Annotated in this window: 22 protein-coding genes; 6 read left to right on the top strand and 16 right to left on the bottom strand. The window is 60.9% G+C overall.

All coding sequences use genetic code 11. From position 1 onward, the window contains the following. Window positions 1-135: 135 nt before the first annotated feature. The gene (locus BLO80_RS11005; protein WP_092332059.1) at window positions 136-1,041 is read right to left on the bottom strand and encodes a LysR family transcriptional regulator; all 906 of its coding nucleotides are present in this window, start codon (window positions 1,039-1,041) and stop codon (window positions 136-138) included. Between the two features lie 113 nt (window positions 1,042-1,154). Here BLO80_RS11005 and BLO80_RS11000 point away from each other — a divergent pair, with 113 nt between their 5' ends. Together BLO80_RS11000 and BLO80_RS10995 are read left to right on the top strand one after the other, a co-directional pair. Next, window positions 1,155-2,033 (top strand): MBL fold metallo-hydrolase, encoded by an 879-nt coding sequence (locus BLO80_RS11000; RefSeq protein WP_092332061.1) that lies wholly within the window; start codon window positions 1,155-1,157, stop codon window positions 2,031-2,033. Between the two features lie 64 nt (window positions 2,034-2,097). Then, complete coding sequence (locus BLO80_RS10995; protein ID WP_092201518.1) at window positions 2,098-2,712, top strand: NAD(P)-dependent oxidoreductase; 615 nt, start codon at window positions 2,098-2,100, stop codon at window positions 2,710-2,712. 20 nt (window positions 2,713-2,732) lie between these two features. On the opposite strand, the gene BLO80_RS10990 is transcribed toward BLO80_RS10995, so the two are convergent. From BLO80_RS10990 to BLO80_RS10930, 13 genes are all read right to left on the bottom strand, one after another. Then, window positions 2,733-3,062 carry a GlpM family protein gene (locus BLO80_RS10990; RefSeq protein ID WP_170842284.1) on the bottom strand — a complete coding sequence of 110 codons (330 nt, stop codon included), beginning with the start codon at window positions 3,060-3,062 and terminating at the stop codon, window positions 2,733-2,735. 25 nt (window positions 3,063-3,087) lie between these two features. After that, window positions 3,088-4,416 (bottom strand): two-component response regulator AauR, encoded by a 1,329-nt coding sequence (locus BLO80_RS10985; protein ID WP_092332064.1) that lies wholly within the window; start codon window positions 4,414-4,416, stop codon window positions 3,088-3,090. Further along, on the bottom strand, window positions 4,413-6,314 hold the full coding sequence (locus BLO80_RS10980) for a two-component sensor histidine kinase AauS (RefSeq protein ID WP_092332066.1): 1,902 nt from the start codon (window positions 6,312-6,314) through the stop codon (window positions 4,413-4,415). Before BLO80_RS10980 ends, BLO80_RS10985 begins: the two co-directional genes overlap by 4 nt. Window positions 6,315-6,474: 160 nt before the next feature. Beyond that, window positions 6,475-7,209, bottom strand: a complete 735-nt coding sequence (locus tag BLO80_RS10975; RefSeq protein ID WP_003204983.1) for an amino acid ABC transporter ATP-binding protein — start codon at window positions 7,207-7,209, stop codon at window positions 6,475-6,477. Then, window positions 7,206-7,877: an amino acid ABC transporter permease gene (locus BLO80_RS10970; RefSeq protein WP_092166460.1), complete on the bottom strand. Its 672-nt coding sequence runs from the start codon at window positions 7,875-7,877 to the stop codon at window positions 7,206-7,208. Before BLO80_RS10970 ends, BLO80_RS10975 begins: the two co-directional genes overlap by 4 nt. Continuing rightward, on the bottom strand, window positions 7,877-8,623 hold the full coding sequence (locus tag BLO80_RS10965) for an amino acid ABC transporter permease (protein ID WP_014339891.1): 747 nt from the start codon (window positions 8,621-8,623) through the stop codon (window positions 7,877-7,879). Before BLO80_RS10965 ends, BLO80_RS10970 begins: the two co-directional genes overlap by 1 nt. Before the next feature lie 190 nt (window positions 8,624-8,813). Beyond that, window positions 8,814-9,728, bottom strand: coding sequence for a glutamate/aspartate ABC transporter substrate-binding protein (locus BLO80_RS10960; protein WP_092332069.1), 915 nt, complete (start codon window positions 9,726-9,728; stop codon window positions 8,814-8,816). A 447-nt stretch (window positions 9,729-10,175) separates the two neighbouring features. Continuing rightward, window positions 10,176-11,714, bottom strand: a complete 1,539-nt coding sequence (glpD, locus tag BLO80_RS10955) for a glycerol-3-phosphate dehydrogenase (RefSeq protein ID WP_092332072.1) — start codon at window positions 11,712-11,714, stop codon at window positions 10,176-10,178. Window positions 11,715-11,923: 209 nt separating this feature from the next. Continuing rightward, a complete protein-coding gene (locus BLO80_RS10950) occupies window positions 11,924-12,658 on the bottom strand; it encodes a hypothetical protein (RefSeq protein WP_139196959.1) in 735 nt (244 codons plus the stop codon). 178 nt (window positions 12,659-12,836) lie between these two features. After that, window positions 12,837-13,562, bottom strand: a complete 726-nt coding sequence (locus BLO80_RS10945; protein WP_092332077.1) for a hypothetical protein — start codon at window positions 13,560-13,562, stop codon at window positions 12,837-12,839. Between the two features lie 222 nt (window positions 13,563-13,784). After that, the gene (locus BLO80_RS10940; protein ID WP_003204973.1) at window positions 13,785-14,540 is read right to left on the bottom strand and encodes a DeoR/GlpR family transcriptional regulator; all 756 of its coding nucleotides are present in this window, start codon (window positions 14,538-14,540) and stop codon (window positions 13,785-13,787) included. Between the two features lie 84 nt (window positions 14,541-14,624). Then, window positions 14,625-16,130 carry a glycerol kinase GlpK gene (glpK, locus tag BLO80_RS10935; RefSeq protein WP_060740931.1) on the bottom strand — a complete coding sequence of 502 codons (1,506 nt, stop codon included), beginning with the start codon at window positions 16,128-16,130 and terminating at the stop codon, window positions 14,625-14,627. 86 nt (window positions 16,131-16,216) lie between these two features. After that, the gene (locus tag BLO80_RS10930) at window positions 16,217-17,068 is read right to left on the bottom strand and encodes an MIP/aquaporin family protein (RefSeq protein ID WP_092332080.1); all 852 of its coding nucleotides are present in this window, start codon (window positions 17,066-17,068) and stop codon (window positions 16,217-16,219) included. 323 nt (window positions 17,069-17,391) lie between these two features. Here BLO80_RS10930 and ybaK point away from each other — a divergent pair, with 323 nt between their 5' ends. Further along, window positions 17,392-17,862 carry a Cys-tRNA(Pro) deacylase gene (gene ybaK, locus BLO80_RS10925; RefSeq protein ID WP_092332084.1) on the top strand — a complete coding sequence of 157 codons (471 nt, stop codon included), beginning with the start codon at window positions 17,392-17,394 and terminating at the stop codon, window positions 17,860-17,862. Window positions 17,863-17,976: 114 nt separating this feature from the next. After that, window positions 17,977-18,768 carry a PhzF family phenazine biosynthesis protein gene (locus tag BLO80_RS10920; RefSeq protein WP_092332086.1) on the top strand — a complete coding sequence of 264 codons (792 nt, stop codon included), beginning with the start codon at window positions 17,977-17,979 and terminating at the stop codon, window positions 18,766-18,768. A gap of 211 nt (window positions 18,769-18,979) precedes the next feature. Here BLO80_RS10920 and BLO80_RS10915 read toward each other — a convergent pair whose 3' ends face one another. Together BLO80_RS10915 and argF are read right to left on the bottom strand one after the other, a co-directional pair. Continuing rightward, on the bottom strand, window positions 18,980-20,089 hold the full coding sequence (locus tag BLO80_RS10915; protein WP_092332088.1) for an ABC transporter ATP-binding protein: 1,110 nt from the start codon (window positions 20,087-20,089) through the stop codon (window positions 18,980-18,982). Continuing rightward, window positions 20,086-21,006 carry an ornithine carbamoyltransferase gene (gene argF, locus BLO80_RS10910; RefSeq protein WP_092332090.1) on the bottom strand — a complete coding sequence of 307 codons (921 nt, stop codon included), beginning with the start codon at window positions 21,004-21,006 and terminating at the stop codon, window positions 20,086-20,088. The genes BLO80_RS10915 and argF overlap by 4 nt, the downstream gene beginning before the upstream one ends. Window positions 21,007-21,408: 402 nt before the next feature. On the opposite strand from argF, the gene BLO80_RS10905 reads away from it, so the two are divergent. Together BLO80_RS10905 and BLO80_RS10900 are read left to right on the top strand one after the other, a co-directional pair. Further along, window positions 21,409-21,696, top strand: coding sequence for a hypothetical protein (locus tag BLO80_RS10905; RefSeq protein ID WP_092332092.1), 288 nt, complete (start codon window positions 21,409-21,411; stop codon window positions 21,694-21,696). Between the two features lie 131 nt (window positions 21,697-21,827). Then, window positions 21,828-23,936 carry a molybdopterin oxidoreductase family protein gene (locus BLO80_RS10900; protein ID WP_092332095.1) on the top strand — a complete coding sequence of 703 codons (2,109 nt, stop codon included), beginning with the start codon at window positions 21,828-21,830 and terminating at the stop codon, window positions 23,934-23,936. The last annotated feature ends 51 nt before the right edge of the window (window positions 23,937-23,987 follow it).

Genomic DNA, 23,987 nt, shown 5'->3' with positions numbered 1-23,987 from the left:
GCTGTACAGCGATTCCTTGTGGGAGCGAGCTTGCTCGCGATAGCTGAATGTCAATCAACATCTCTGCTGGCTGTCACACCGCTATCGCGAGCAAGCTCGCTCCCACAAGGGGGACAGTGGTGAGGCGAGTATTTTCTACAACCCCACATCCCACTCCGGCGTCTCGGGAAACTTCAGCACCAGAAAATCCAGCAGGCTGCGCAGCGCCGAGGGCATGTGCTTGCGTGAGGCGTACACCGCGTACATGTTCATCCGGCGCGGTTCGGCATGGGGCAGCAGGCGGATCAGTTCGCCGTTCTTGAGGTGGGCGCCGGCCTGGTAGCTGGGCAGCATCGCCACGCCTGCGCCGGCTATCGTGGCTTGAAGCAATGTGCTGGCTTCGTTGGCGCTGATGTTGCCTTGCACCGGCACCGAGACCTGCTTGCCGTCCTGCTCGAAATGCCACAGGCTCTTGCCGACGTAGGAGTGGGTGAGGCAGTTGTGCCGGCTCAGGTCTTCCACGCGCAGCGGTGTCGAATGCTCACGCAGATACCGCGGCGAAGCGCAGATCACCGAACGGCAGACCGTCAGGCGGCGGGCGATCAGGTTCGGGTCCAGGTCGTTGCTCATACGGATCGCCAGGTCGATGCGCTCGTCCACCAGGTTCACGGTGCGGTCGAGCATCTGCAGGTCGACGCTCACCCCTGGGTAGCGCTTGACGTAGTCGGCCATGGCGCTCGCCAGTTGGGCCTGGCCGAACGAGGTGCTGGCGCTGATGCGCAACAGGCCCCGTGGCGCATCGTCCGGGGCGCCGACGGCGGCTTGCATGTCGCCGGACAGCTCCAGCATCTGCCGGCAGCGCGGCAGGATCTCGGAACCTGCGGCTGTCAGGCTCAGCTTGCGGGTGGTGCGGTGCATCAGCCGGGCACCGACCCAATCTTCCAGCTCCGCCAGGTAGCGCGATACCACTGGCCGCGACAGGTCCAGATGCTCGGCCGCCGCCGACTGGCTGCCCAGGTCGACCACCGTGACGAACACCCGCATTGCTTGTAGACGATCCATGATTTGCCCGATTTCAGAAACAAACTATGTTTCAGCATCGCATTTTTTGTAACGAGTCAGGTAACTAAGCTCCGTCTCATTCCCCTGGCGGGTTTTTCGACAACGGAGCACACATGACCGGCTTTATCCCACTCAAGCGCCTGCTGCTGGCAACTGCCGCCCTGGCTTTCACTGCCCAGAGCTGGGCCGCCGGCTTGACGCTCGACGTCTACAACCCTGGCGCGGCGGCGGTTTTCCCGGTGACTTCGGTGTTGGTCAGCGGTGAAAAAGAGGCGATTCTGGTGGACGCCCAATTCGGCAAATCCCAGGCCGCCGAGGTGGTGGAAAAAATCCGCGCCAGTGGCAAGCGATTGACCACGATCTACATCAGCCATGGCGACCCAGACTACTATTTTGGTCTGGAGACCCTCACCGCCGCGTTCCCTGAGGCCAAGGTGCTGGCGTCGGCGCCGACCGTCGAGCACATCAAGCACACCATGGACGGCAAACTGAAATACTGGGGGCCGATCCTGAAGACCGATGCGCCGGCCAAAGCCATCGTGCCCCAGGTGCTCAAGGGCGACAGCCTGACCCTGGAAGGCCAGCGCTTGCAGGTCGTCGGCCTCGATGGTCCGCAGCCGGACCGCAGTTTCGTGTGGATTCCATCGATCAAGGCGGTGGTTGGCGGTGTCGTGGTGGCCGAGAACCTTCATGTGTGGATGGCCGATACCCAGACGCCGCAGTCTCACAAGGATTGGCTGGCGACGCTGGACGCTATCGAAAAGCTGCAACCGGCCACTGTGATCCCCGGCCATTACCTGGGCGAAAGCGCCCGTTCCCTGGCCCCGGTGCGTTTCACCGCCGATTACATCAAGGCTTTCGACGAAGAAACCGCCAAGGCCAAGGATTCCGCCGCGCTGATCCGTGCCATGAAACTACGCTATCCGGACCTGGGTGAAGACAGCTCCCTGGAGCTCAGTGCCAAGGTGGCGAAGGGCGAGATGAAGTGGTGAATACCGATCTTTGATCAGAGCACAAACGCATGTATTTCAACATCGCTAATCACTGGAGAACACCATGAGCAAAATCGCAATCATCGGCGCCACCGGGCGTGCGGGTAGCCAACTGTTGGAAGAGGCCCTGCGCCGTGGTCACAGCGTGACGGCCATTGCCCGCAACACCGCGAAAATCGGCGAAAGGGCCGGAGTGGTCAGCAAGCAGTTGGACGTATTGGACAGCGAGGCGCTGATCGCCGCCATCGCCGGGCATGACGTGGTGATCAGTGCCACGCACTTTGCCAGCGTGCCGGCCGACAAAGTCATCGCACCGGTGAAAGCCGCCGGGGTCAAGCGCTTGCTGGTGGTTGGCGGGGCCGGTTCGTTGCTGCTGCCGGATAACAGCCGGGTGATCGACAGCGATGGCTTCCCGGAGGAATACCTGGCCGAAGCCAGCGCCGGTGCATTGTTCCTGGATGTGCTGCGCAAGGAACAGGACCTGGACTGGACGTTCCTCTCGCCTTCGGCGGAGTTCGTGGAAACCGAGCGCACGGGCCAGTTCCGTGTCGGCAAGGATCACTTGCTGTTCGACGCCGATGGGCGTAGCTGGATCAGCTTCGCCGACTATGCCATTGCGATGATCGATGAAGTGGAAGCGCCGCAGTTTTCGCGGACGCGGTTTACCGTCGGTTATTGAGCCGTAGGTTTTTACAGGGATCAGCCGTGAACCCGCACCCAGACGGTGACCAGCACCGTCGCTGCCATCAGCCAGGCGACGGCTGCCACGGCCAATGAGGCTTCGAGGCGCAGGCGGTCGACCATGACGTACAGCGTTGCGAGATAGACGAAGTACGGAATGATCGACCACATGCCAAACACGATGGTGGTCTTCAGATCGTCCACCGAGCGGCCTTTGCCAACGATGTAGTGGGCGATCAGGGCGAAGGTGGGGAACAGCGGCACCAGCCCGGCGATGTAGTAATTCCGGGTCTTGGCCAGCATCGCCAGGATGACCACCACGGCTGCGCCCAGCGCCGCCTTGAAAATCAGGTCCACACGTTCACCATTGGGGTTAATGGCTCAGGCCATATTTTTTGACTTTGTCGAACAGCGTGGTCTTGGCCATGCCCAGTTCCTGACTGGCCTGGGTCAGGTTGCCACCGCTGCGTTGCAGGGCGTCCACCAGCAGGTTGCGCTCGAACGCTTCCACCGCTTCGGCGAAGGTCAGGCCCTGGCTGCCGCCACTGGCACCGGAGCGCTTGAATGCCGGCAGGCCGAGGGCGTAGCGCTCGGCGACGTTGCGCAGTTCGCGCACATTGCCCGGCCAGTCGTGGCTCATCAGGTTCGACAGAGTCTGGTTGTCCAGCTCCGGCACCGTGCGGTCGAAGCGCAGGGACGACTGCTGAAGAAAGTGCTCGAACAATTGCAGGATGTCTTCGCGCCGCTCGCGCAGGGGCGGCAGTTCCAGGGTCACCACGTTGAGGCGGTAATACAGGTCGCTGCGAAATTGCCCGGACCGGCCCATTTCGTCCAGGTCGGACTTGGTGGCGGCGATCACCCGGCAATCCACCGCCACGCTCTGGTTCGAGCCCAGGCGTTCGAGGGTGCGTTCCTGCAACACGCGCAGCAACTTGATCTGCAAGGGCAGGGGCATGCTTTCCACTTCATCGAGAAACAGTGTGCCGCCATCGGCGTGCTCGATCTTGCCGATCCGGCGTTTGCCGGCCCCGGTGAAGGCGTTGGCCTCGTGGCCGAAAATCTCGCTTTCGAACAGATTCTCCGGCAGGCCGCCGCAGTTCAGCGCGACGAACTGCTTGTTATGGCGTCGGCTGAAATCATGCAGGCAGCGGGCGACCAGTTCCTTGCCGGTGCCGGTTTCGCCTTCGATCAGGACGTTGGCCAAGGTGTCGGCGACGTTGGCGATCAGTGCGCGCAGATGCTGCATGGCCGGCGAGCGGCCAATGATCCGGCCTTCCAGGGAGTCGCGTTCGGCCAGTTGCCGACGCAGCGATGACACTTCCCGGGCCAGGCTGCGCTGTTCCAGGGCGCGACGGGCGACATCCACCAGGCGCTCAGGGGAGAAGGGTTTTTCCATGAAGTCATAGGCGCCTTTTTGCATGGCCCCGACGGCCATGGAAATGTCGCCGTGGCCGGTGATCAGCACCACCGGCAGGCTGCGGTCCCGCGCCTTGAGACGCGTCAGCAGTTCCAGGCCGTCGATGCCCGGCAGCCGAATATCGCTGATGACGATGCCGGCAAAGTCATCGTCGACTCGCTCCAGGGCCTCTTCGGCACTGCCCACGCCGATGCAGGGAATGTCTTCCAGACTCAGGGCCTGCTGGCAGCCCAGCAGGACGTGGGGGTCGTCTTCGACGATCAGTACGCTCAGGTCGTGGTTCATAGCGGCTCGGCAGGTGAAAGGCTGACCAACGGTAGATTGAGGACAAACGTAGTGCCACGCTCAAGCGGGTACTCGACGCCCAGGTGCCCACCCGCGGCGGCGGCCAGGCTCGCCGAGAGCGTCAGGCCCAGGCCCAGGCCCTGTTCGCCAGGTTTGGTGGTGAAGAACGGTTCGAACAAATGCTTGCGGGCTTCAGGATCGATGCCGTGACCATTGTCCCGCACCCGAAGGCGATATTTGCCATCGGCGGCCTGGCCGTCGAGCCATAGTTTCGGCTCGGGTTGCGTTTGCATGGCGTCCAGGGCGTTGCCGATCAGGTTCACCAGGATCTGTTCGAGGCGGGTCTGGTCGATTTGCAATTGGACGTCATCGAAACCGCTGTGGATCTGGATGTCCAGGTTTTCCAGGCGCCCGCCCAGCAATTGCAATGCGGCCTCGACGGCCTTGCCCAGGCTCGCCCGGCCCTGGTCGTCGCCGCGCCGGGCGAAGGCACGCAGGCTGGCGGTGATCCGGCCCATGCGGTCGATCAATTCGTTGATGGTCTTGAGGTTGGTGCTGGCGATGTCCAGCTGGCCGCGCTCCAGGAAGCGCACGGTATTACCGGACAAGGTGCGCAGTGCCGCCAGCGGCTGGTTGAGCTCATGGGCGATGCTGGTGGACATCTGGCCGATGGCCGCCAGTTTACCGGCCTGGACCAGTTCGTCCTGGGCCCGGCGCAAGGTCTCTTCGGCCTGGCGCCGCTCGCGGATCTGGCCCTTGAGTCGTTCGTTGCTGGCGCGCAGGTCGGTGGTGCGTTCGGTAATCCGACGCTCAAGCTGGTTGTTGGCTTCCTGCAAGGCTTCCCGGGCCGCCAAGCGGGTGGCGATGACCTTGCGTCGTTCGTTCCAGGCGATCAGCAGGAACGCCACCAGGGCGAAGGCCACGGCCACCAGGATGCCTTGGTTGATCGCCTGGCGACGCAGGTCTTCAAGGGGCGTCAGCAGGGTGAAATTCCACGGGGTATCGCTCAAGGGTCGAGTCTGCGACAGGTAGCTGATGGCGCGATCGTCGGACACCAGTTCGGTGTTGGCCGGGAAGGTCAGCTTCTCCATGCCTTCGGCCAGGCGTTCCCGGGCCAGGGGCACCAATTCATTGAGCGGGAACCAATAATATTGCAGGCTGCGGGCCAGGCGTTCCTTGGTCTCGTCGCTCAGGGGCCGCACCGACTTGAGCCGTCGCGCCGGGTCGCTGGAGAGGATGATGATGCCGTTCTCGTCACTGACGAACGCCTCCAGCCGCGCTCGCTGCCAGCGCTCTTCCATGGCTTCGAGGCGCACCTTGACCACCGCCACGCCAATGATCTTGCCCTGTTGCTCCAGGCCATGGGCCAGGTAGTAACCGGGTTCGCCATTGGTGCTGCCGATGCCGTAGAACCGTCCCGGCTGGCCGCGTACGGCGTTCTGGAAATAGGCACGGAAGGACAGGTCTTCGCCCAGGTAACTGTCGACATCGCGCCAGTTGCTGGTGGCCAGCACCCGACCGGTGGTGTCCATCACGTAGATGGCCCGGCTGCGGCTGCGGCGGTTCAGGCCTTCGAGGTATTCGTTGACGGTCTTGCGATGCTCGGGCGTGGGGTCGTCGAGCAGTTGCGACACACTCGATTCAAGCTCCAGCAGGCTGGGCAGGTAGGTGTACTTGCTGATTTCGCTCTCGACCGCACGGGCGTGCAGCTCCAACTGGCGCTCGCCATTCTCGGCGAGGCCACGTACGCCATAGTGCTCGCTGATCCAGAAGCCGAGGTAACCCAGGCCGATCATCAGCGCAATGATCAGGGGCGGCAGGAACAGATGGCGGATCAGGCGGGGTTTCACGGCGAGTGATGGCGGCGCGGCGCGATAAAGGGTGGGGTCGCATTTCATCACAGAAGCCTTGGGTCAACCACAACACAAATCTACAAACCAACTCCTATCCCCTGTGGGAGCGGGCTTGCTCGCGAAAGCGGTGTGTCAGCCACATTGATGTTGAATGTGCTGCCCTATTCGCGAGCAAGCCCGCTCCCACAGAGGAGAACGGTGTTGTTTAGTGCTGCAGGATTTTCTCGAGGAAATGCTGCGCGCGTTCGGAGCGGGCACTGATGTCGCCGAAGAACTCTTCTTTCTTGCAGTCCTCGATGATCTGGCCCTGGTCCATGAAGATCACCCGGTTCGCCACTTTGCGGGCGAAGCCCATTTCGTGGGTCACGCACATCATGGTCATGCCTTCATGGGCCAGTTGCACCATCACGTCGAGCACTTCGTTGACCATTTCCGGGTCAAGGGCCGAGGTCGGTTCGTCGAACAGCATCACCACCGGGTCCATCGCTAGGGCACGGGCAATCGCCACGCGTTGCTGCTGGCCGCCGGAGAGCTGGCCCGGGTGCTTGTGGGCGTGGGCCGAGAGGCCGACCCGCTCGAGCAGTTGCAGGCCTTTCTTGGTGGCTTCTTCCTTGCTGCGGCCCAGCACCTTGATCTGCGCGATGGTCAGGTTTTCGGTGATGGTCAGGTGCGGGAACAGCTCGAAATGCTGGAACACCATGCCCACCCGCGAACGCAATTTCGGCAGGTTGGTCTTCGGGTCGGCGATGGAGGTGCCATCTACCACGATGTCGCCTTTCTGGAACGGCTCCAGGGCGTTCACGCATTTGATCAGCGTGGATTTGCCCGAACCCGATGGCCCGCACACCACCACAACCTCACCCTTGCTGACCTCGGTGCTGCAATTGGTCAGTACCTGGAAGTCCCCATACCACTTGTTGATGTTCTTGATAGAGATCATACGGCGAACCTTTTTTGCAGACGCTTGACCAGCAGCGAGGCGGCAAAGCTGATTGTGAAGTACACGAGACCTGCGATGATCAGGAACTCATTGGAGCGGCCGATGATGTCGCCATTGGCCCGCGAAGCATTGAGGAAGTCCACCAGGCCGACCGTGTAGACCAGCGAGGTGTCCTGAAACAGGATGATGCTCTGTTGCAGCAGCAGCGGGGTCATCTTGCGAAACGCCTGGGGCAGGATGATCAGGCGCATGGTCTGGCCATAGTTCATGCCCAGCGCCTGTGCCGCGCCCATCTGGCCCTTGGGGATCGACTGCACGCCGGCCCGCACGATTTCGCAGAAGTACGCGGCCTCGAACATCATGAACGCCACGACGCAGGAGCCGAACGCACCGATCGGGGTGTCCTCGCCGGTGATCCAGCGCAGCACGAACGGCACCGCCAGGTAGAACCAGGTGATGACCAGCAGCAGCGGAATCGAACGGAAATAGTTGACGTAGGCGCCCGCGATATTGGACACCAGCTTGTTGTGGGACAGGCGCATCAGCGCCAGGATCGTCCCCAGGATGATCCCGCCGACGACACCCAGGGCCATCAGCTTGAGGGTCATGACCATGCCGTTCCACAAGCCGGGAATGGCCGGTATGACGCCAGTGAAGTCGAATTCCATCATTTACCCCCCACGGAGATCAGGCCGGGCACCGCGACCTTCTTCTCGACCATGCGCATGAGCAGCATCAGGCTCATGTTCAGGGTGAAGTAGATCAGCGTCGCCAGGGTGAAGGCTTCGAACAGGTTGGCGGAGAACTCGGCGGTCTGTTTGGTCTGCGCGAGCAGCTCCATCAGGCCGATCAGCGAGGCCACGGAGGAGTTCTTGAAGACGTTGAGAAATTCCGAGGTAAGCGGCGGAATGATGATCCGGTAGGCCTGGGGCAGCAGCACGTTCCAGTAGATCTGGGGCAGCTTGAAGCCCATGGCCCGGGCGGCGGATTCCTGGCCGCGCGGCAACGCCTGGATGCCCGTGCGCACTTGTTCGCAGACCCGGGCGGCGGTGAACAGGCCCAGGCACACCACCACGCTCAGGTAGGCCGAGGTGGTCGGGTTCAGGTCCTGCTTGTACCACTCCTGCATATCGGCGGGCAGCAGGTCCGGCACCAGGAAGTACCAGATGAACAGCTGAACCAGCAGCGGCACATTACGGAAGAGTTCCACGTAGCAGGTGGCGATCCCCGACACCAGCCGGTTCGGCACGGTGCGCATCACGCCGAGCACCGAGCCCAGCAGCAGGGCGATGATCCAGGCCACGACGGCGATAGCGATGGTCCAGCCCAGGCCGGCTACGTACCAGTCGAGATAGGTCTCGCTGCCCACGCCGGTGGACTTGAAGAACACGCCCCAGTCCCAGTTGTAATTCATTAGGGTCTCCCCTCAGATCGTTCGATATACAAGTGCCCGCCTGGGGAAACTCCGTTCCCGCCCGGCTCGGAGGCCAGGCACACGCGATCGGCTCGACAGCCACCGGTTCGAGTGTTTCCAGATTTGCCAGCAGGGAGTGACCATCCCCTGAAAGGGCCGGGCCCCTTCAGGAGATAAGGTTAGTCAGAAATCAGGATTTCTTGTCGTCAGCCGCTTTATCGGTCGGCTTGGCGATCAGTGCCTTGAGTTCGTCGCTCATCGGGAAGTTCAGGTTCAGGCCTTTTGGCGGGATAGGTTGCATGAACCATTTTTCGTAGATCTTGTTGATCTCGCCCGAAGCGTAGGTGGCCTTGATGGCGTCATCCACAGCCTTTTTGAACGGCTCGTCACCCTTGCGCATCATGCAGCCATAGATTTCGTAGGACTGTGGTGTACCGGTCACGGTCCAGTCGTCGGCTTTCTTGGCCTTGGCGGCTTCGCCGGCCAGCAGGGCATCGTCCATCATGAAAGCGACGGCACGGCCGCCTTCGAGCATCTGGAAGGACTCGCCATGGTCCTTGGCGGAGATGACGTTCATGCCCATTTGCTTGTCGGCGTTCATGGACTTGAGGAGGCGCTCGGACGTGGTGCCGGCGGTGGTCACGACGTTCTTGCCCTTGAGGTCGTCGAAATCCTTGTACTTGGAATCTTTCTTGGTCAGCAGCCGAGTGCCGATCTCGAAGATGCCAACGGAGAAGTCAACCTGCTGCTGACGCTCGACGTTGTTGGTGGTGGAGCCGCATTCCAGGTCCACGGTGCCGTTCTGCACCAGAGGGATACGGGTTTGCGAGGTGACCAGGTTGTACTTGACCTGCAGGTTGGGCAGGTCCAGGTCTTTCTTGATCGCTTCGACGACTTTCAGCTGGATGTCGTGGGAGTAGCCGACCGGCTTGCCGGAAGCATCCGCGATGTAGGAGAACGGAATGGAAGCGTCGCGATGCCCAAGCGTAATGACGCCGGACTCTTTGATCTTTTTCAGTGTGCCGGTCAGTTCGGCTGCGAAAACCGGAGTGCTGATCAGAGCGGCAGCAATGGCTGCGCCCAGGAGATGGGGAACGATACGCATCGATGTTTCCTCGACATTGTTTTTTTTATTTCGGCCGGTTCGTCGGCCCTGAGTACTTCGAGATGCCTGGCAGCTCCTGGTGTGTTGGCGTACAGGCATTCGTCTCCAGAAGTGTAGAGCATGACTCGTGCCAGGCCAGGACAGCCTGTTTAACGTGTTGTTTTAAATGGTTATTCATGTGTTGTTTCAGGTTTTATGCCGGCTGGTTTATCCGGTTAGCCGAACTGACTGGCGGGTCGTGTTCGGAAAACCGAATGGCTTGGGCCTACCCCGATCCATTGTGGGAGCGAGCTTGCTCGCGATCGCGGTGTGTCAGTTCCATGGATGTTGAATGTGCCGGCCTCATCGCGAGCAAGCTCGCTCCCACAGAGGGCATCGGTGGACGACAGATAGCAAAAAGCCCCTGAATCGCTGGATCCAGGGGCTTTGGGGGTTGCGGGGTATCGGTCAGGCCGCTTCGATCTTGCGACGGTTGTGCTCGACTTTATCCAGGTACTGTCGCAGCTTCTCCTGCTCGGCCGGGGTGGTGAACAGGCCCAGCTTGCTGCGACGCCACAAGACGTCCTGGGCATCGACGGCCCACTCGTCGCTGCACAGATAATCGACTTCGCGGGTATAGAGGCCGGCGCCAAGGTGTTCGCCCAGGCCGCCAAGGTCATGCACGCCTTCGAGCATGCGCCAGGTACGGCTGCCATAGGTGGTGGCCCAGCGGCGGGCGATGTCGGTCGGCAGCCAGTCGAACTTGTCCCGCAACGCCGAGCACAGCGCTTGCGGGGTGGTCATGTTTTCGCCGCCGGGAAGGGCCTCTACGGCGGTCCAGCTTCCGCGCATCTGCGTGAAGTAGGGCGCCAGTTGCGCCATGGCCGATTCGGCCAATTTGCGATAAGTGGTGAGTTTGCCGCCGAACACCGACAGCAAGGGCGCTTCTTCGCCGCCACCGGAAAGCGCCAGGGTGTAGTCCCGGGTAACGGCCGACGGGTTGTCGGATTCGTCGTTGCACAGCGGCCGTACGCCGGAATAACTGTGCAGGATATCGTCGCGGCTGATCTGCTTCTTGAAGTGGGCGTTGACCACCTTCAGCAAGTAATCGGTTTCGCCTTCGGTGATCGCCACGTTGGCCGGGTCGCCGGTGTATTCGCGATCCGTCGTACCGATCAGGGTGAACTGGTTCAAGTACGGAATGGTGAACACGATGCGCTGATCTTCGTTTTGCAGAATGTGCGCATGCTCGCCTTCGTAGAGTTTCGGCACGATCAGGTGGCTGCCCTGGATCAGGCGAATGCCGTAGGGCGATTCCAGCTTCAGGTCATCGCGAATGAACTTGGCGACCCACGGGCCGGCGGCATTGACCAGCGCCTTGGCGCGGATCGAAAACAGGCTGCCGTCGGCACGTTCCAGGTGCAAGTGCCACAGGCCTTTGCTGCGGCGGGCGTTCACACAGCGGGTGCGGGTGTGGATATGTGCGCCTTTTTCCCGGGCGGCCATGGCATTGAGTACCACCAGTCGCGCATCGTCGACCCAGCAGTCGGAGTATTCGAAACCTTTGGTGATTTCGCTTTTCAGTGGGCTGTCGGCACCGAATTTCAGGCTTTTGGAGCCTGCGAGCAGTTCACGTTTGCCCAAGTGATCGTAGAGGAACAGGCCGGCGCGAATCATCCAGGCCGGGCGCAGGTGCGGGCGGTGGGGCAGCACAAAGCGCATCTGCTTGACGATGTGCGGGGCCTTGGTCAGCAGCACTTCGCGTTCGGCCAGTGCTTCACGCACCAGGCGGAATTCATAATGTTCAAGGTAGCGCAGGCCGCCATGGATCAGCTTGCTGCTGGCCGACGAGGTATGACTGGCCAGGTCGTCCTTTTCGCAAAGGAACACCGAAAGGCCGCGGCCGGCAGCGTCCGCGGCAATCCCCACGCCATTGATACCGCCGCCAATGACGGCGATGTCATAGATCTCGGCGAGAGGGGGCGTAGGCAAGGTAGAAGTGGGCATCGGCTGGCCTCGGGTTCTTTTCGTAATATTTGAATTCGAACATAAATGTTCATTTGCGAAAATACTAGCCCATAAATACAGCCACAGCCAGTCGTCTTCAATTGAAAATACTGATCAAAGGAAAGCGAAAGGAAAATTTTCGAAGAAAAGAGGGGGGAGGGAAGCTGGCACCGGCGACACGGATAGCGCATCGCCGGCGCTTGTTGGTATCAACTGCGGCTGACTTGTAGGACGGCGGGAAGCGAATGTATGAGAACGTTTTGATCATTACCCGTGTAGTAGGTAATGCGTACTTCTCCGCCATCCTCGGTCAGGTCCAGGACAGAGCGAACAATGACTACGGAGAGATCGGGGCCTACCCCAAAGCGCTCCATATAGATCACTCTGCCGTCGCGTCCATAGCTTGTCCATCGAGCGTCAATAACCACAGGCCGGGGGAAAAGAACAGTAAGTCCGGGGGCGGCTATCTGGTCCGGATCCAGCAGGCCATCAGCTGCTGCGGGTACAGTAGGAGGTGGGTTCGACGGGGTTGATGCCCAGGAGACTACAAAATACAGTCCGGTAATCGCCGACTCCTTCTTCGGACCACCGGAAGTCGGAAAAACTTCGTAGCTGACCTGGGGCCGCGCTAAATCATCTCCTGGAGGCGTGCCTGGGTCTGCCAATAGAACGCTCTTGGGCACAATGAAATCCAGGAAGCGCTCCGTGTCTCTTACGGATAACTTCGTGTAATAACTGCTCGCTTCATGACTGCCTCGCCATAACAGCTGGACTGTGTCGTTTTTTGCCATTTCCGGATAGACCGCCACGCGGACCACAACCCCTGAGTCAGGAGTCGCGGGCAAATCCAGCACCCCTGACTCTGGAGGGACGTCCATGACCATCGGACGATCGAGGATGTTGGCAATTGAAAGAGGGCGTAGATCTTTCATGGAATCGGTCATGTCAGCTCCGTACACGTAATAGTCGCGGCAGCTACTACGTGCCGTAGTCATTTGTGGAACTCCTCGACCCAGCAATCGAGCGGGCGGGCAGGTCGGCGCGGTCGCACGCGATTCTGGGAAGGAGTTCAGAGACTCAATCGGCGACGCTGCAAGCGCGTCGTCGGGGCTTGAACAGCTATCAATCGCGCGTGACTTTCAGCACGGCAGGAAGAGATGTCCCCAGGATATTTTCATCATCGCCCGTGTAATAGACGATGCGTACCTCGCCACCATCCTCGGTCAGGTTCAGGACAGGGCGAAAAATGACCACAGAGAGGTCATCGCCTACCCCAAAGCGTTCCATATAGATCACCCTGCCGTCGCGTCCGTAGCTCGTCCACCTAGCCCAAAGGGCAACGAATCGGGGAAAAATAACGGTGAGTCCTGGATCGGGGATTTTGTCAGGATCGAATTGGCCTCCGATAGCAGCAGGCACGTCGGCTGGCGGGTTCGATAAGCGTTCGTTTCGATGGAAAGACAGGGAGTTGACGGCTGATTCCTTGTTTTCCCCAGAGGCTGGAAAAACCTGATAGCTGACATGAGGGCGGGCGTAATACCCTCCCGGAGGCGACCCAGGGTCTGCGCGCAGAACGTTCTTTGGCACAACGAAATCGAGAAACCGCTCGGGATCCCGTACCGACGACTTTGCGTAATAGCTGCTCGCCTCATCCCCGCCCAGCCATGAAAGCTGGACAGTATCGTTTGTATTCATGCCTGGATAAACCGCTATGCGGACGACGGCTCCTGACTCGGCAACCGCCGTCAAATCAAGACTTCCACTCTCCGGCGAATGCTCCATGACCATCGGAAGATCCAGTACGTCGGCACCAGGAAGGTAATGCAGGTCTTTTGGCAAATCGGTCATGGTAGTAACTCCATACACTCAAGTTATGGCAGCTACTACGTGCCGTGGTCATTTGGTTAGCGCCCGCTCGACTGGTGCGCAGCGGATCCCCAAACGAACGCAGGATTGAGAAGGCACAAACCCAATGTCAGGGTCTGTCAGCAAATCTGGTATTCGACAGCTTGGCTAAATTTCAAGCTAGCAGAGTTTTCAAGCCCGTAACGCTGGGCGGATAGATGGCAGTCAGACCACCTCCAACCGAATCTTGTGCTGGCTCAACAACTGCGCCAGGGCCGGCACCGGTTGCTGGTCGGTCACCAGGCAATCGATCAGGCTGATGGGGCCCAGGCGGACCATGGCATTGCGTCCGAACTTGCTGGAGTCCGCCGCCAACAGCACTTGCCGGGCGTTGGCGATGATGGCTTGGGAAACCCGCACTTCCTGGTAGTCGAAGTCCAACAGGCTGCCGTCTTCGTCGATACCGCTGATGCCCACCAGGGCGAAGTCGACCTTGAACTGGTTGATGAAGTCGACGCTGGCCTGGCCCACCACACCGCCGTCACGCCGTACGTTGCCGCCGGCGATCAGGACTTCGAAGTCGTCCTTGGCGCTGAGGATCGAAGCCACGTGCAAGTTGTTGGTGATGACCTTCAGGTGGTTGTGATTGAGCAGGGCCCGGGCGATGGATTCGGTGGTGGTGCCGATGTTGATGAACAGCGAGGCGTGATCGGGGATCTGGGCGGCGATGGCTTCGGCGATGCGTTGCTTTTCGTCGCGCATCTGATCGGCGCGCATGGCGTAGGCGGTGTTTTCCACGCTTGAATCGTAGGCGGCGCCGCCGTGGTAGCGGCGCAGCAGGTTCACTTCCGCCAGTTGGTTGATGTCACGGCGGATGGTTTGCGGGGTGACGACGAATAACTGCGCCATTTCCTCGATGCTGACATAGCCGCGTTCGCGGACCAGTTCGAGGATTTGCTGCTGGCGGGGAGGCAGATTCATGGGGCTTCCTTTGGGCTGCCGTACAAAATTTGCCCATGATGCCGCAGGAATCCGATCCCGACCAGTTTCAGAACCTTATCAGGCTTATTCAGCGTCTTCGTGGGGCTCCCAATCGCGGGTGCGGCTGACCGCTTTCTGCCAGCCGGCATAGAGTTTTTCTTTCGCCGCCTCGTCCAGTTGCGGTTCGAATTCGCGCTCGATCACCGCTTTGCCGCGCAGCTCTTCCAGGCTGCCCCAGAAGCCGCACGCCAGGCCGGCCAGGTATGCCGCACCCAGGGCCGTGGTTTCACGCATTTTCGGCCGCTCGACCTGGGTGCCGAGGATGTCGGCCTGGAACTGCATCAGGAAGTTGTTCGCCACCGCGCCACCGTCGACGCGCAGGGCCCTGAGGCGTTCGCCCGAGTCCTGTTGCATGGCGTCGAGCACATCGCGGGTCTGGTAGGCGATCGACTCCAGTGCTGCGCGAATGATGTGATCGACCCGTACGCCGCGGGTCAGGCCAAACAGTGCGCCACGGGCATAGGGGTCCCAGTACGGCGCGCCCAGGCCGGTGAAGGCGGGCACCAGGTACACACCGTTGCTGTCCTTGACCTTGTTGGCAAAGTATTCGGTATCCAGGGCGTCGTTGATGATCTTCAATTCATCACGCAGCCACTGGACGGTGGAGCCGCCGTTGAATACAGCGCCTTCCAGGGCGTAGGCCACTTCGCCACGGGGGCCGCAGGCGATGGTGGTGAGCATGCCGTGATTGGATTTCACGGCCTTTTTCCCGGTGTTCATCAGCAGGAAGCAGCCGGTGCCGTAGGTGTTTTTCGCCTGCCCCGGCTCCACGCACATCTGCCCGAACAGGGCTGCCTGCTGGTCGCCGGCGATGCCGCCGATGGCGATACCGCTTTTGGTACGGCCATAGATTTCCGAGGACGACTTCACTTCCGGGAGCATTTCCCGGGGGATGTCGAGGATCTCGAGCATCTTCGCATCCCATTCCAACGAGTGAATGTTGAAGAGCAGGGTGCGTGAGGCGTTGGTGTAGTCGGTGACATGGACCTTGCCACCGGTGAATTTCCAGATCAGCCAGCTATCGACCGTGCCGAACAGCAGCTCACCGTTGCGCGCACGTTCGCGGCTGCCTTCGACGTTGTCCAGGATCCACTTGAGCTTGGTGCCGGAAAAGTACGGGTCGGTGACCAGGCCGGTGGTCTGGCTGATGTATTGCTCGTGGCCGTCGCGCTTGAGCTGTTGGCAGATCTCGGTGCTGCGGCGGCACTGCCAGACGATGGCGTTGTAGATCGGACGGCCGGTGGTCTTGTCCCAGACCACGGTGGTTTCCCGCTGGTTGGTGATGCCGATGGCGGCCACCTGGTCATGGTGCAGGCCGGCCTGGGCCAGTGCTTCGACCATGACCGCGCTTTGGGTGGCGAAGATTTCCATCGGGTCGTGTTCGACCCAGCCGGCCTGCGGGTAGTGCTGGGCGAATTCGCGTTGGGCGGTGCAGACCACATTGGCATCACGGTCGAAGATGATCGCGCGGGAGCTGGTCGTACCCTGGTCGAGGGCAATGATGTAGTTCTTGTTCTGGATATCGGTCATTTCGATTGCCTCGGGTCTTTCATAAAGGGAGACGTAAGAAGAAGCCACGGCGCCGGCTTCGAATGGCAGGGCCTGCGCCGACTGTTTCAGGATGTTCTGGGCTTGCCGTCAATGGCCGGTTCTGCATCCTTTGTCGCTGTCATGGCGCTGGGCAGGTGGCGGGCAATCAACCCGCGATAGGCCGCAGCACCGAGGCATGCACCCACGATCGGCGCAAAAATCGGAACCAGGAAGTACGGGATGTCGCGTCCACCCGTGAGGGAAATTTCACCCCAGCCTGCGAAGAAAGTCATCAGTTTAGGACCGAAGTCCCGCGCCGGGTTCATCGCAAAGCCCGTCAACGGCCCCATGGAGCTGCCGATCACGGCAATCAGCAGGCCGATCAGCAATGGCGCCAGTGGGCCACGGGGCAAGCCGTTGTTGTCATCGGTCAAGGACATGATCACCCCCATCAGGATGGCGGTGATGATCGCTTCCACGAGGAAGGCTTGGCCAGTGGAGAGTGCCGCGTGCGGGTAGGTGGAGAACACCGAAGCCAGTTCGAGGCTCATTTCGGTGCCGCGAACCATGTGCCGGGACTGTTCGAAATCGAAGAATAGATTGCTGTACAGCGTGTAGACCAGAAGGGCGCCGCAGAAAGCGCCGGCCACTTGGGAAATTATATAGAAGGGCAGCTTGCGCTTTTCGAAGTCGGTGAACATGCACAGGGCGATGCTCACGGCGGGGTTGAGGTGGGCGCCGGAAATGCCCGCGCTCAGATAGATTGCCATGCTGACACCGACGCCCCAGATGAGGCTGATTTCCCACAAACCGAAACTCGCACCCGCGACCTTGAGCGCTGCGACGCAGCCGGTGCCGAAAAAGATCAGCAGGCCAGTTCCCAGGAATTCGGCCAGGCATTGGCTGGCCAGGGACGGCTGTTGTAAAGCAGTTGTCATTCAAACCTCGGTTTTTTGTTGTTCTGCAGCGCATTCGATACAGCACGATTGCGCGATTTCCACCGAGGCAGGATCCCCATCCTGATCTCGGGTTGCTGCTTGAGACATGCAATGTGGCTTTCAGTTTCGAAAAAATATAGACAAGAAACGCTGGTGTCAAAGGTCGAAAGTGAACCACTGGTCACATTTCAACTATTCGTGCTGTGAATGACTCCGACCCAAGAGAGGCCGCAGCGGTATGGGCCGTGCAGCCGCAAAGCCTTTTCGCAGACGATGGCTTAGAATCCGCTCACTCTTTTTTGATTTCCTTATCAGGAGCGGTCATGACACCCGCGTTGGATCTGCTTAAGAAAGTGCGCGCCGAACATCGTATCCACAGTTATGAACACGATCCCAAGGCTGCGTCCTATGGCTTGGAGGCGGCGGAAAAGCTCGGGCTGGATCCGGCCCAAGTGTTCAAGACGTTGTTGGCGGCCAGTGAAAAAGGCGAGCTGTTGGTGGCGGTAGTGCCCGTGGCCGGGAGCCTGGATTTGAAAGGCCTGGCCCACGCCGCTGGCGTGAAGAAGGTCGAGATGGCCGACCCGGCCGCCGCACAGCGTTCGACCGGTTATTTGCTCGGCGGTATCAGCCCGCTGGGGCAGAAGAAGCGTTTGCGCACGTTTATCGACAATTCCGCACAGCCACTCGCCACCATGTTCGTCAGTGCGGGGCGGCGTGGGTTGGAAGTCGAGTTGGCGCCTTCGGTATTGAAGGAGCACACCGGGGCGGTGTTTGCTGATATCGGGCGCGCTTGATAGAGCAGGGCGGCCATTACGCAGCCTGTAGGGTGAAAATTCTGCTGATCTGTCACTGGATAATCCGTGCCGCTACACCCCATGCTGGGCATCAGAAAAATAAGGAGAAGTGCCATGCAGCTTGCGTTTCATCAGGTCGATGCGTTCAGTGACCGGCCGTTCGGTGGTAATCCGGCGATGGTCTATCGGCTCGACGGCTGGCTTGCCGACGAGCTGATGCAGAAGATCGCCGCCGAGCATAACCTGGCTGAAACCGCGTTCCTGGTGCGTGAAGGTCAGCATTGGCATATCCGCTGGTTCACCCCCACCACCGAAGTCCCGCTGTGTGGCCACGCCACGTTGGCCAGCGCTTATGTGCTGTTCGAGGTCTATCACGAAACCGTCGAGCGCCTGGATTTCATCTGCCGGTCCGGTTCGTTGAGCGTGACGCGCGAGGGTGATCGGCTGTGGTTGGATTTTCCGGCCGTCGTGCCTGCGGAATTGGGCGTGTCCCTGGCCGTGCAGAGTGCCTTGGGCGTTGAAGCGGTGGATGTGCTGAGTTCCAACGAGTTGTTCGTGGTGCTGGAATCGGAGCAAGCGGTGCTCGATTGCAAGCCGGACATGGTGGCCCTGGCAAAATTGCCCTGGCCCGGCGCTATCGTCACCGCGCCGGGGAGCAAGCATGATTTTGTTTCGCGCTATTTTGCCCCGGCGATCGGCATCAACGAAGACCCGGTGACCGGCTCGACCCATTGCAGCCTGATTCCCTATTGGTCCAAGCGCCTGGGCAAGCACGGACTGACGGCTTATCAGTGTTCGGCCAGGGGCGGGGCGTTATTTTGCCGGTTGGAGGGAGAGCGGGTGAAGATCGGCGGGAATGCGACGTTGGTGGCCAGTGGGACGTTGATGCTGCACTCAAGCCAATGACATCAAATGTGGGAGGTTGCTCGCGATAGCGATGGTTCAGCCTGCACTGGTGCTGAATGTGGCTATGTCATCGCGAGCAAGCTCGCTCCCACAGGATGTGTGGATGACAGTCGATTTGTGCCTGTTGCAATTTCCCATGTGGGAGCGAGCTTGCTCGCGATGGCGGTGGTTCAGCCTGCATCGATGCCGAATGTGTCCGCTCCCACAATGATTAGCTGGCCGCGCTGTAGCGTCGCACGCCGCTGTCCACGGATGGGATATGCGCCGCGGTGCTGCCCGAGGCCTGGAACAGCACCAGGTGTTCAGCCGCTACGCGGATGCCGACGGCTGCTCCGACCTGATGGTCGGCATGGCTAGGGAAGATCGATTCCAGTTGCGCCCCTGTGGGCAATTGCAGGCGATACAAGGTTGAAGCGCCCAGGAAGGTCTTGCCAACGATTCTGGCAGTAAGCGGGCTGTCCGGGGCGTAGACGATATCGTCTGGCCGCAGCAACACATCCACCGCGCCGCCGATGGGCCAGGTATAGGCCCGGTTGCCGCGCAGCAGGCCCAGCTCGGTCTGTACCGATTCCGGGCTGTCGAGCTGGCCGCGAATGAAGTAGCCCTGGCCAACGAAACTGGCGACGAATGGCGTCAGTGGTTCGTGATACAGGTTGTAGGGCGTGTCCCACTGTTCCAGGCGACCTTCCCTGAATACGCCGACATGGTCGCTCACGGCGAAGGCTTCTTCCTGGTCGTGGGTGACCAGGATCGCGCTGGTGCCGCGGGCCTTGAGAATGTCCCGCACTTCATGGCTGAGCTTGCGGCGCAGCTCGCCATCGAGGTTGGAGAACGGTTCATCGAGTAACAGCAGCTGCGGTTCCGGCGCCAGCGCGCGGGCCAGGGCCACGCGCTGCTGTTGTCCGCCGGACAGCTCATGGGGAAAACGGCTGCCCAGGTGTTTCAGGTTGACCAGTTCCAGCAATTCTTCGACGACGCGGTCCTTGTTCGGATGCTTGCGAATGCCAAAGGTAATGTTCTGGGCCACGCTCAGGTGGGGGAACAGGGCGTAGTCCTGGAACACCATGCCGATGCGGCGTTTTTCCGGGGCGAGGGTGAAGCCGGCGCGGGAGATGGTTTCTCCGGCCAACTGGATTTCACCCTCGTGCACCGGTTCGAAGCCGGCAATGGCACGCAAGGTCGTGGTCTTGCCGCACCCGGACGAACCGAGCAGGCAACCGATATCACCGGCATTGAGGTGCAGGTTGAGGTTCTGCACGACCCGCTGGTCCTGATAACCGCAGGCCAGGTTGTGCAAGTTCAGCAGCAGGGCATGGCTCATGCGTGGTGATACGCCGGCTCGACCAGGAACTCGAGCAAGGCCTTTTGCGCATGCAGGCGATTCTCGGCCTGGTCCCAGGCTACCGAACGCGGGTCATCCAACAGGTCCATGCTGATCTCCTCGCCACGGTGGGCCGGCAGGCAGTGCATGAACAACACGTCGGCATCCGCCAGGTCGAGCAGGGCCCGGTTGACCTGCAATGGCGCGAACAACTCCAGGCGCCTGGCGGTTTCTTCCTCCTGGCCCATGGAGGTCCAGACGTCGGTGCTCACCAGGTGCGCACCGGCCACGGCCTGTTTCGGATCACGGACGATGGTCACCCGGTCCCCGGCCTTGGCCAGCAACTCGGCATTGGGGTCAAAACCTTCGGGGCAGGCGACGCGCAGTTGGAAGTCGAATTGCATCGCCGCTTCTATATAGCTGTTGCACATGTTGTTGCCATCGCCGATCCAGGCCACGGTCTTGCCCTGGATCGGGCCACGGTGCTCGAGGAAGGTCTGCATGTCGGCCAACAACTGGCAAGGGTGCAGGTCGTCGGACAGGCCGTTGATCACCGGTACGCGGGAATGGGCCGCGAACTCGGTCAGGGTGCTGTGGGCAAAGGTACGGATCATCACCGCGTCCAGCATGCTCGACATGACGATGGCGCAATCGCCGATGGGTTCGCCACGGCCCAGTTGGGTGTCGCGGGGCGACAGGAAAATCGCCTGGCCGCCCAGTTGGATCATGCCGGCTTCGAAAGAGATGCGGGTGCGGGTCGATGACTTCTCGAAGATCATCCCCAGCACGCGGTTTTTCAAGGGCTCGAACAGTACGCCGCGATTACGCAGGTCCTTGAGCTCCACGCCTCGGCGGATCACGCCGAGCAACTCGTCGGGCGTGAAATCCATCAGGGAGAGAAAGTGCCTTGCGCTCATGATTGACTACCTTTTTGTAACTGACCGCAGATGCTCAAAGCCTTGTTTAATGAAAAAACGGGCGAGACCTGCGGCAAAAGCCGCACGGGGCGACGAAATAGGGGAAGGCGCGATCTTATAATTAAATGTCGCGTCTTACCAATAGGGCTACGGTTTTTGGGGATTTCAGCGAAGCCATCACGCGGATGCGATGGCGTATTTGAAGCCGGTTTCCTGACTGCAGCGGCCCATTTGTACACTGGCGCTGCTCGGCTTGGCAATCAAGCGCGGCGGGCGCGCCATGGATGGGGCGGTCTTGTGCCGTGTCCTCCGACTCTTGCGCCCGTCTGCTGGTAGTTGTGAAACATTTCCTAATGCAAAGGCCTGGGTTATAAATGAGCCTCAGCGGCACAGGAGCCCGAAATGGATTCGAAAGAGCAACAATTGATGGAATTGCTGGGGCTGACCGCACGCTCGCTGACCCACCTGACGGCATCGGTGACGTCCATGTCATTCGAATTGCTGCGCAGCGATGATGAAGTGACCAAGGCCGCCGGCCGCCGGATGATTGATCGCATGGCCACGATCAGCAGCGGCCTTGACGAGCATTGGCGATTGATTGGCGAACTGACTGGCGTACCCATCGCCCAGGAGGAAGTGGAAACCGTCGAGGAAATCCAACTCCTGGCACCGCCCCCCGAGGGCCCTTGATGGCACTTCATCGGCGGGCCTGATGCCCGGCAATTCACAGGACGAACGTCGCTGGCGCTGCCGGGAAGCACGGGCCATAGTTTTGTTCCCGCGGCCGAAAGTGCCCGCCACGAATAAAACAGAGACTGGCCATGACCAAGACTCTCCACCACCGTGCGTGCCATCTGTGTGAAGCCATCTGTGGCTTGACCCTCGAAACCACTGAAACCGACGGCCAGGGCCTGGCGATCACCTCGATCAAGGGCGATGCGCTGGACACCTTCAGTCGTGGTCACATCTGCCCCAAGGCAGTGGCCCTGCAAGATATCCAGAACGATCCGGACCGCCTGCGCCAACCCATGCAGCGCATTGGCAACGAATGGCACCCCATCGCCTGGGACGATGCCTTCGCGTTGGTGGCCGCGCGCCTGGCGGATATCCAGGCACGCCACGGCCAGAACGCGGTGGCGGTCTATCAGGGCAACCCCAGCGTGCATAACTATGGGTTGATGACCCACAGCAACTATTTCCTGGGCCTGTTGAAGACCCGCAGCCGCTTCTCGGCAACCTCGGTGGACCAGTTGCCCCATCACCTGACCAGCCACCTGATGTACGGCCACGGCTTGCTACTGCCGATTCCGGACATCGATCACACCGATTTCATGCTGATCCTGGGCGGCAACCCACTGGCCTCCAACGGTAGCATCATGACCGTGCCGGACGTGGAGAAGCGCCTCAAGGCGATCCAGGCCCGTGGCGGCAAAGTGGTGGTGGTCGATCCGCGCCGCAGCGAAACGGCGGCCATTGCCGACCAGCATGTCTTCGTGCGTCCCGGGGGCGATGCCGCGCTGCTGTTTGGCTTGCTCAATACCCTGTTCAGCGAAGGCCTGACCCGTGACAGCCACCTGCCGGTGGACGGCCTGGACGAGGTGCGCGCGGCCGTTGCTTCTTTCACGGCCGAAGCGATGAGCCCGCTCTGTGCGGTGCCGGCAGCGCAGATCCGGCAATTGGCCCGGGACTTCGCCGCCGCCCCAACAGCGGTGTGCTACGGGCGGATGGGGGTGTCGACCCAGGCGTTCGGTACGCTGTGCCACTGGCTGATCCAGGTGATCAACCTGGTGACCGGCAATCTGGACCGGGTGGGCGGTGCATTGTGTACCGAGCCGGCGGTGGACCTGGTGGCGACCACCTCGGGTGGGCATTTCAATCGTTGGCAGAGCCGGGTCTCCGGACGTCCCGAGTACGCAGGGGAGCTGCCGGTGTCGGCCCTGGCCGAGGAGATGCTGACCGAAGGCGAAGGCCAGATTCGGGCGCTGGTCACCGTGGCCGGCAACCCGGTGTTGTCTACACCCAACGGGCGGCAGCTCGAGCAGGCCCTGGATGGGTTGGAGTTCATGGTCAGTGTCGATCTCTACATCAACGAAACCACCCGTTATGCCGACCTGATCCTGCCCTCGACCTCGGCCCTGGAAAACGATCATTACGACACCACCTTCAACCTGTTCGCGGTGCGCAACGTGACCCGTTTCAACCGGGCGATCCTGCCCAAGCCCGAGGGGGCGCTGCACGACTGGGAAATCTTTGTCGGCCTGGCCAAGGCCTTCGCTGCCCGGACCGGCAAAGAACTCAAGCCGACCATGCCGCCGGCGCAGATGATCGATCTTGGCCTGCGCAGCGGGGCGTATGGCGACGCCTCGCCGCACAAACTGTCGCTGGCGACCTTGTTCGACCATCCCCATGGCATCGACCTCGGCGCACTCAAGCCCAACCTGGCCCCACGCTTGAAAACCGAAAACCAACGGGTGCAGGCCGCGCCGGCGGTGATTCTCGCCGACCTTGCGCGCTTTGCCGCGTTGCAGGCGCCAGAACCGGATGAGTTGCTGATGATTGGGCGCCGCCATGTGCGCAGCAACAACTCCTGGATGCATAACTTCCATCGACTGGTGAAGGGCAAGCCGCGTCATCAATTGCTGATGCACCCGGATGACCTCGCCTCCCGCGGGCTTGCCGACGGGCAGCGCGTGACGGTCAGTTCGCGGGTAGGGGCCATCGAAGTCGAGGTACTGGGCAGCCAGGACATGATGAAAGGCGTGGTCAGCCTGCCCCACGGTTGGGGCCATGCCCGGCCGGGCGTGCAGATGACCATTGCCAGCGGACAGCCGGGCTCCAGCGCCAATGACTTGACCGATGATTGCCAGCTCGATGAGTTGTCCGGCAACGCGGCGCTCAACGGTGTACCGGTGAAGGTGGCGGCTGCGTAGAATTGTCTCTGAGCAGCACGTTCTGCTTTCCGTTACAATGCGCCACCGTGT

Source organism: Pseudomonas sp. NFACC56-3 (genome assembly GCF_900100025.1).
In the GTDB taxonomy this organism is placed as follows: Bacteria; Pseudomonadota; Gammaproteobacteria; order Pseudomonadales; family Pseudomonadaceae; genus Aquipseudomonas; species Aquipseudomonas fluorescens_AA.
The sequence above is the reverse complement of the archived record's forward strand: the minus strand, read 5'-3'. Positions and strand labels throughout refer to the sequence as shown.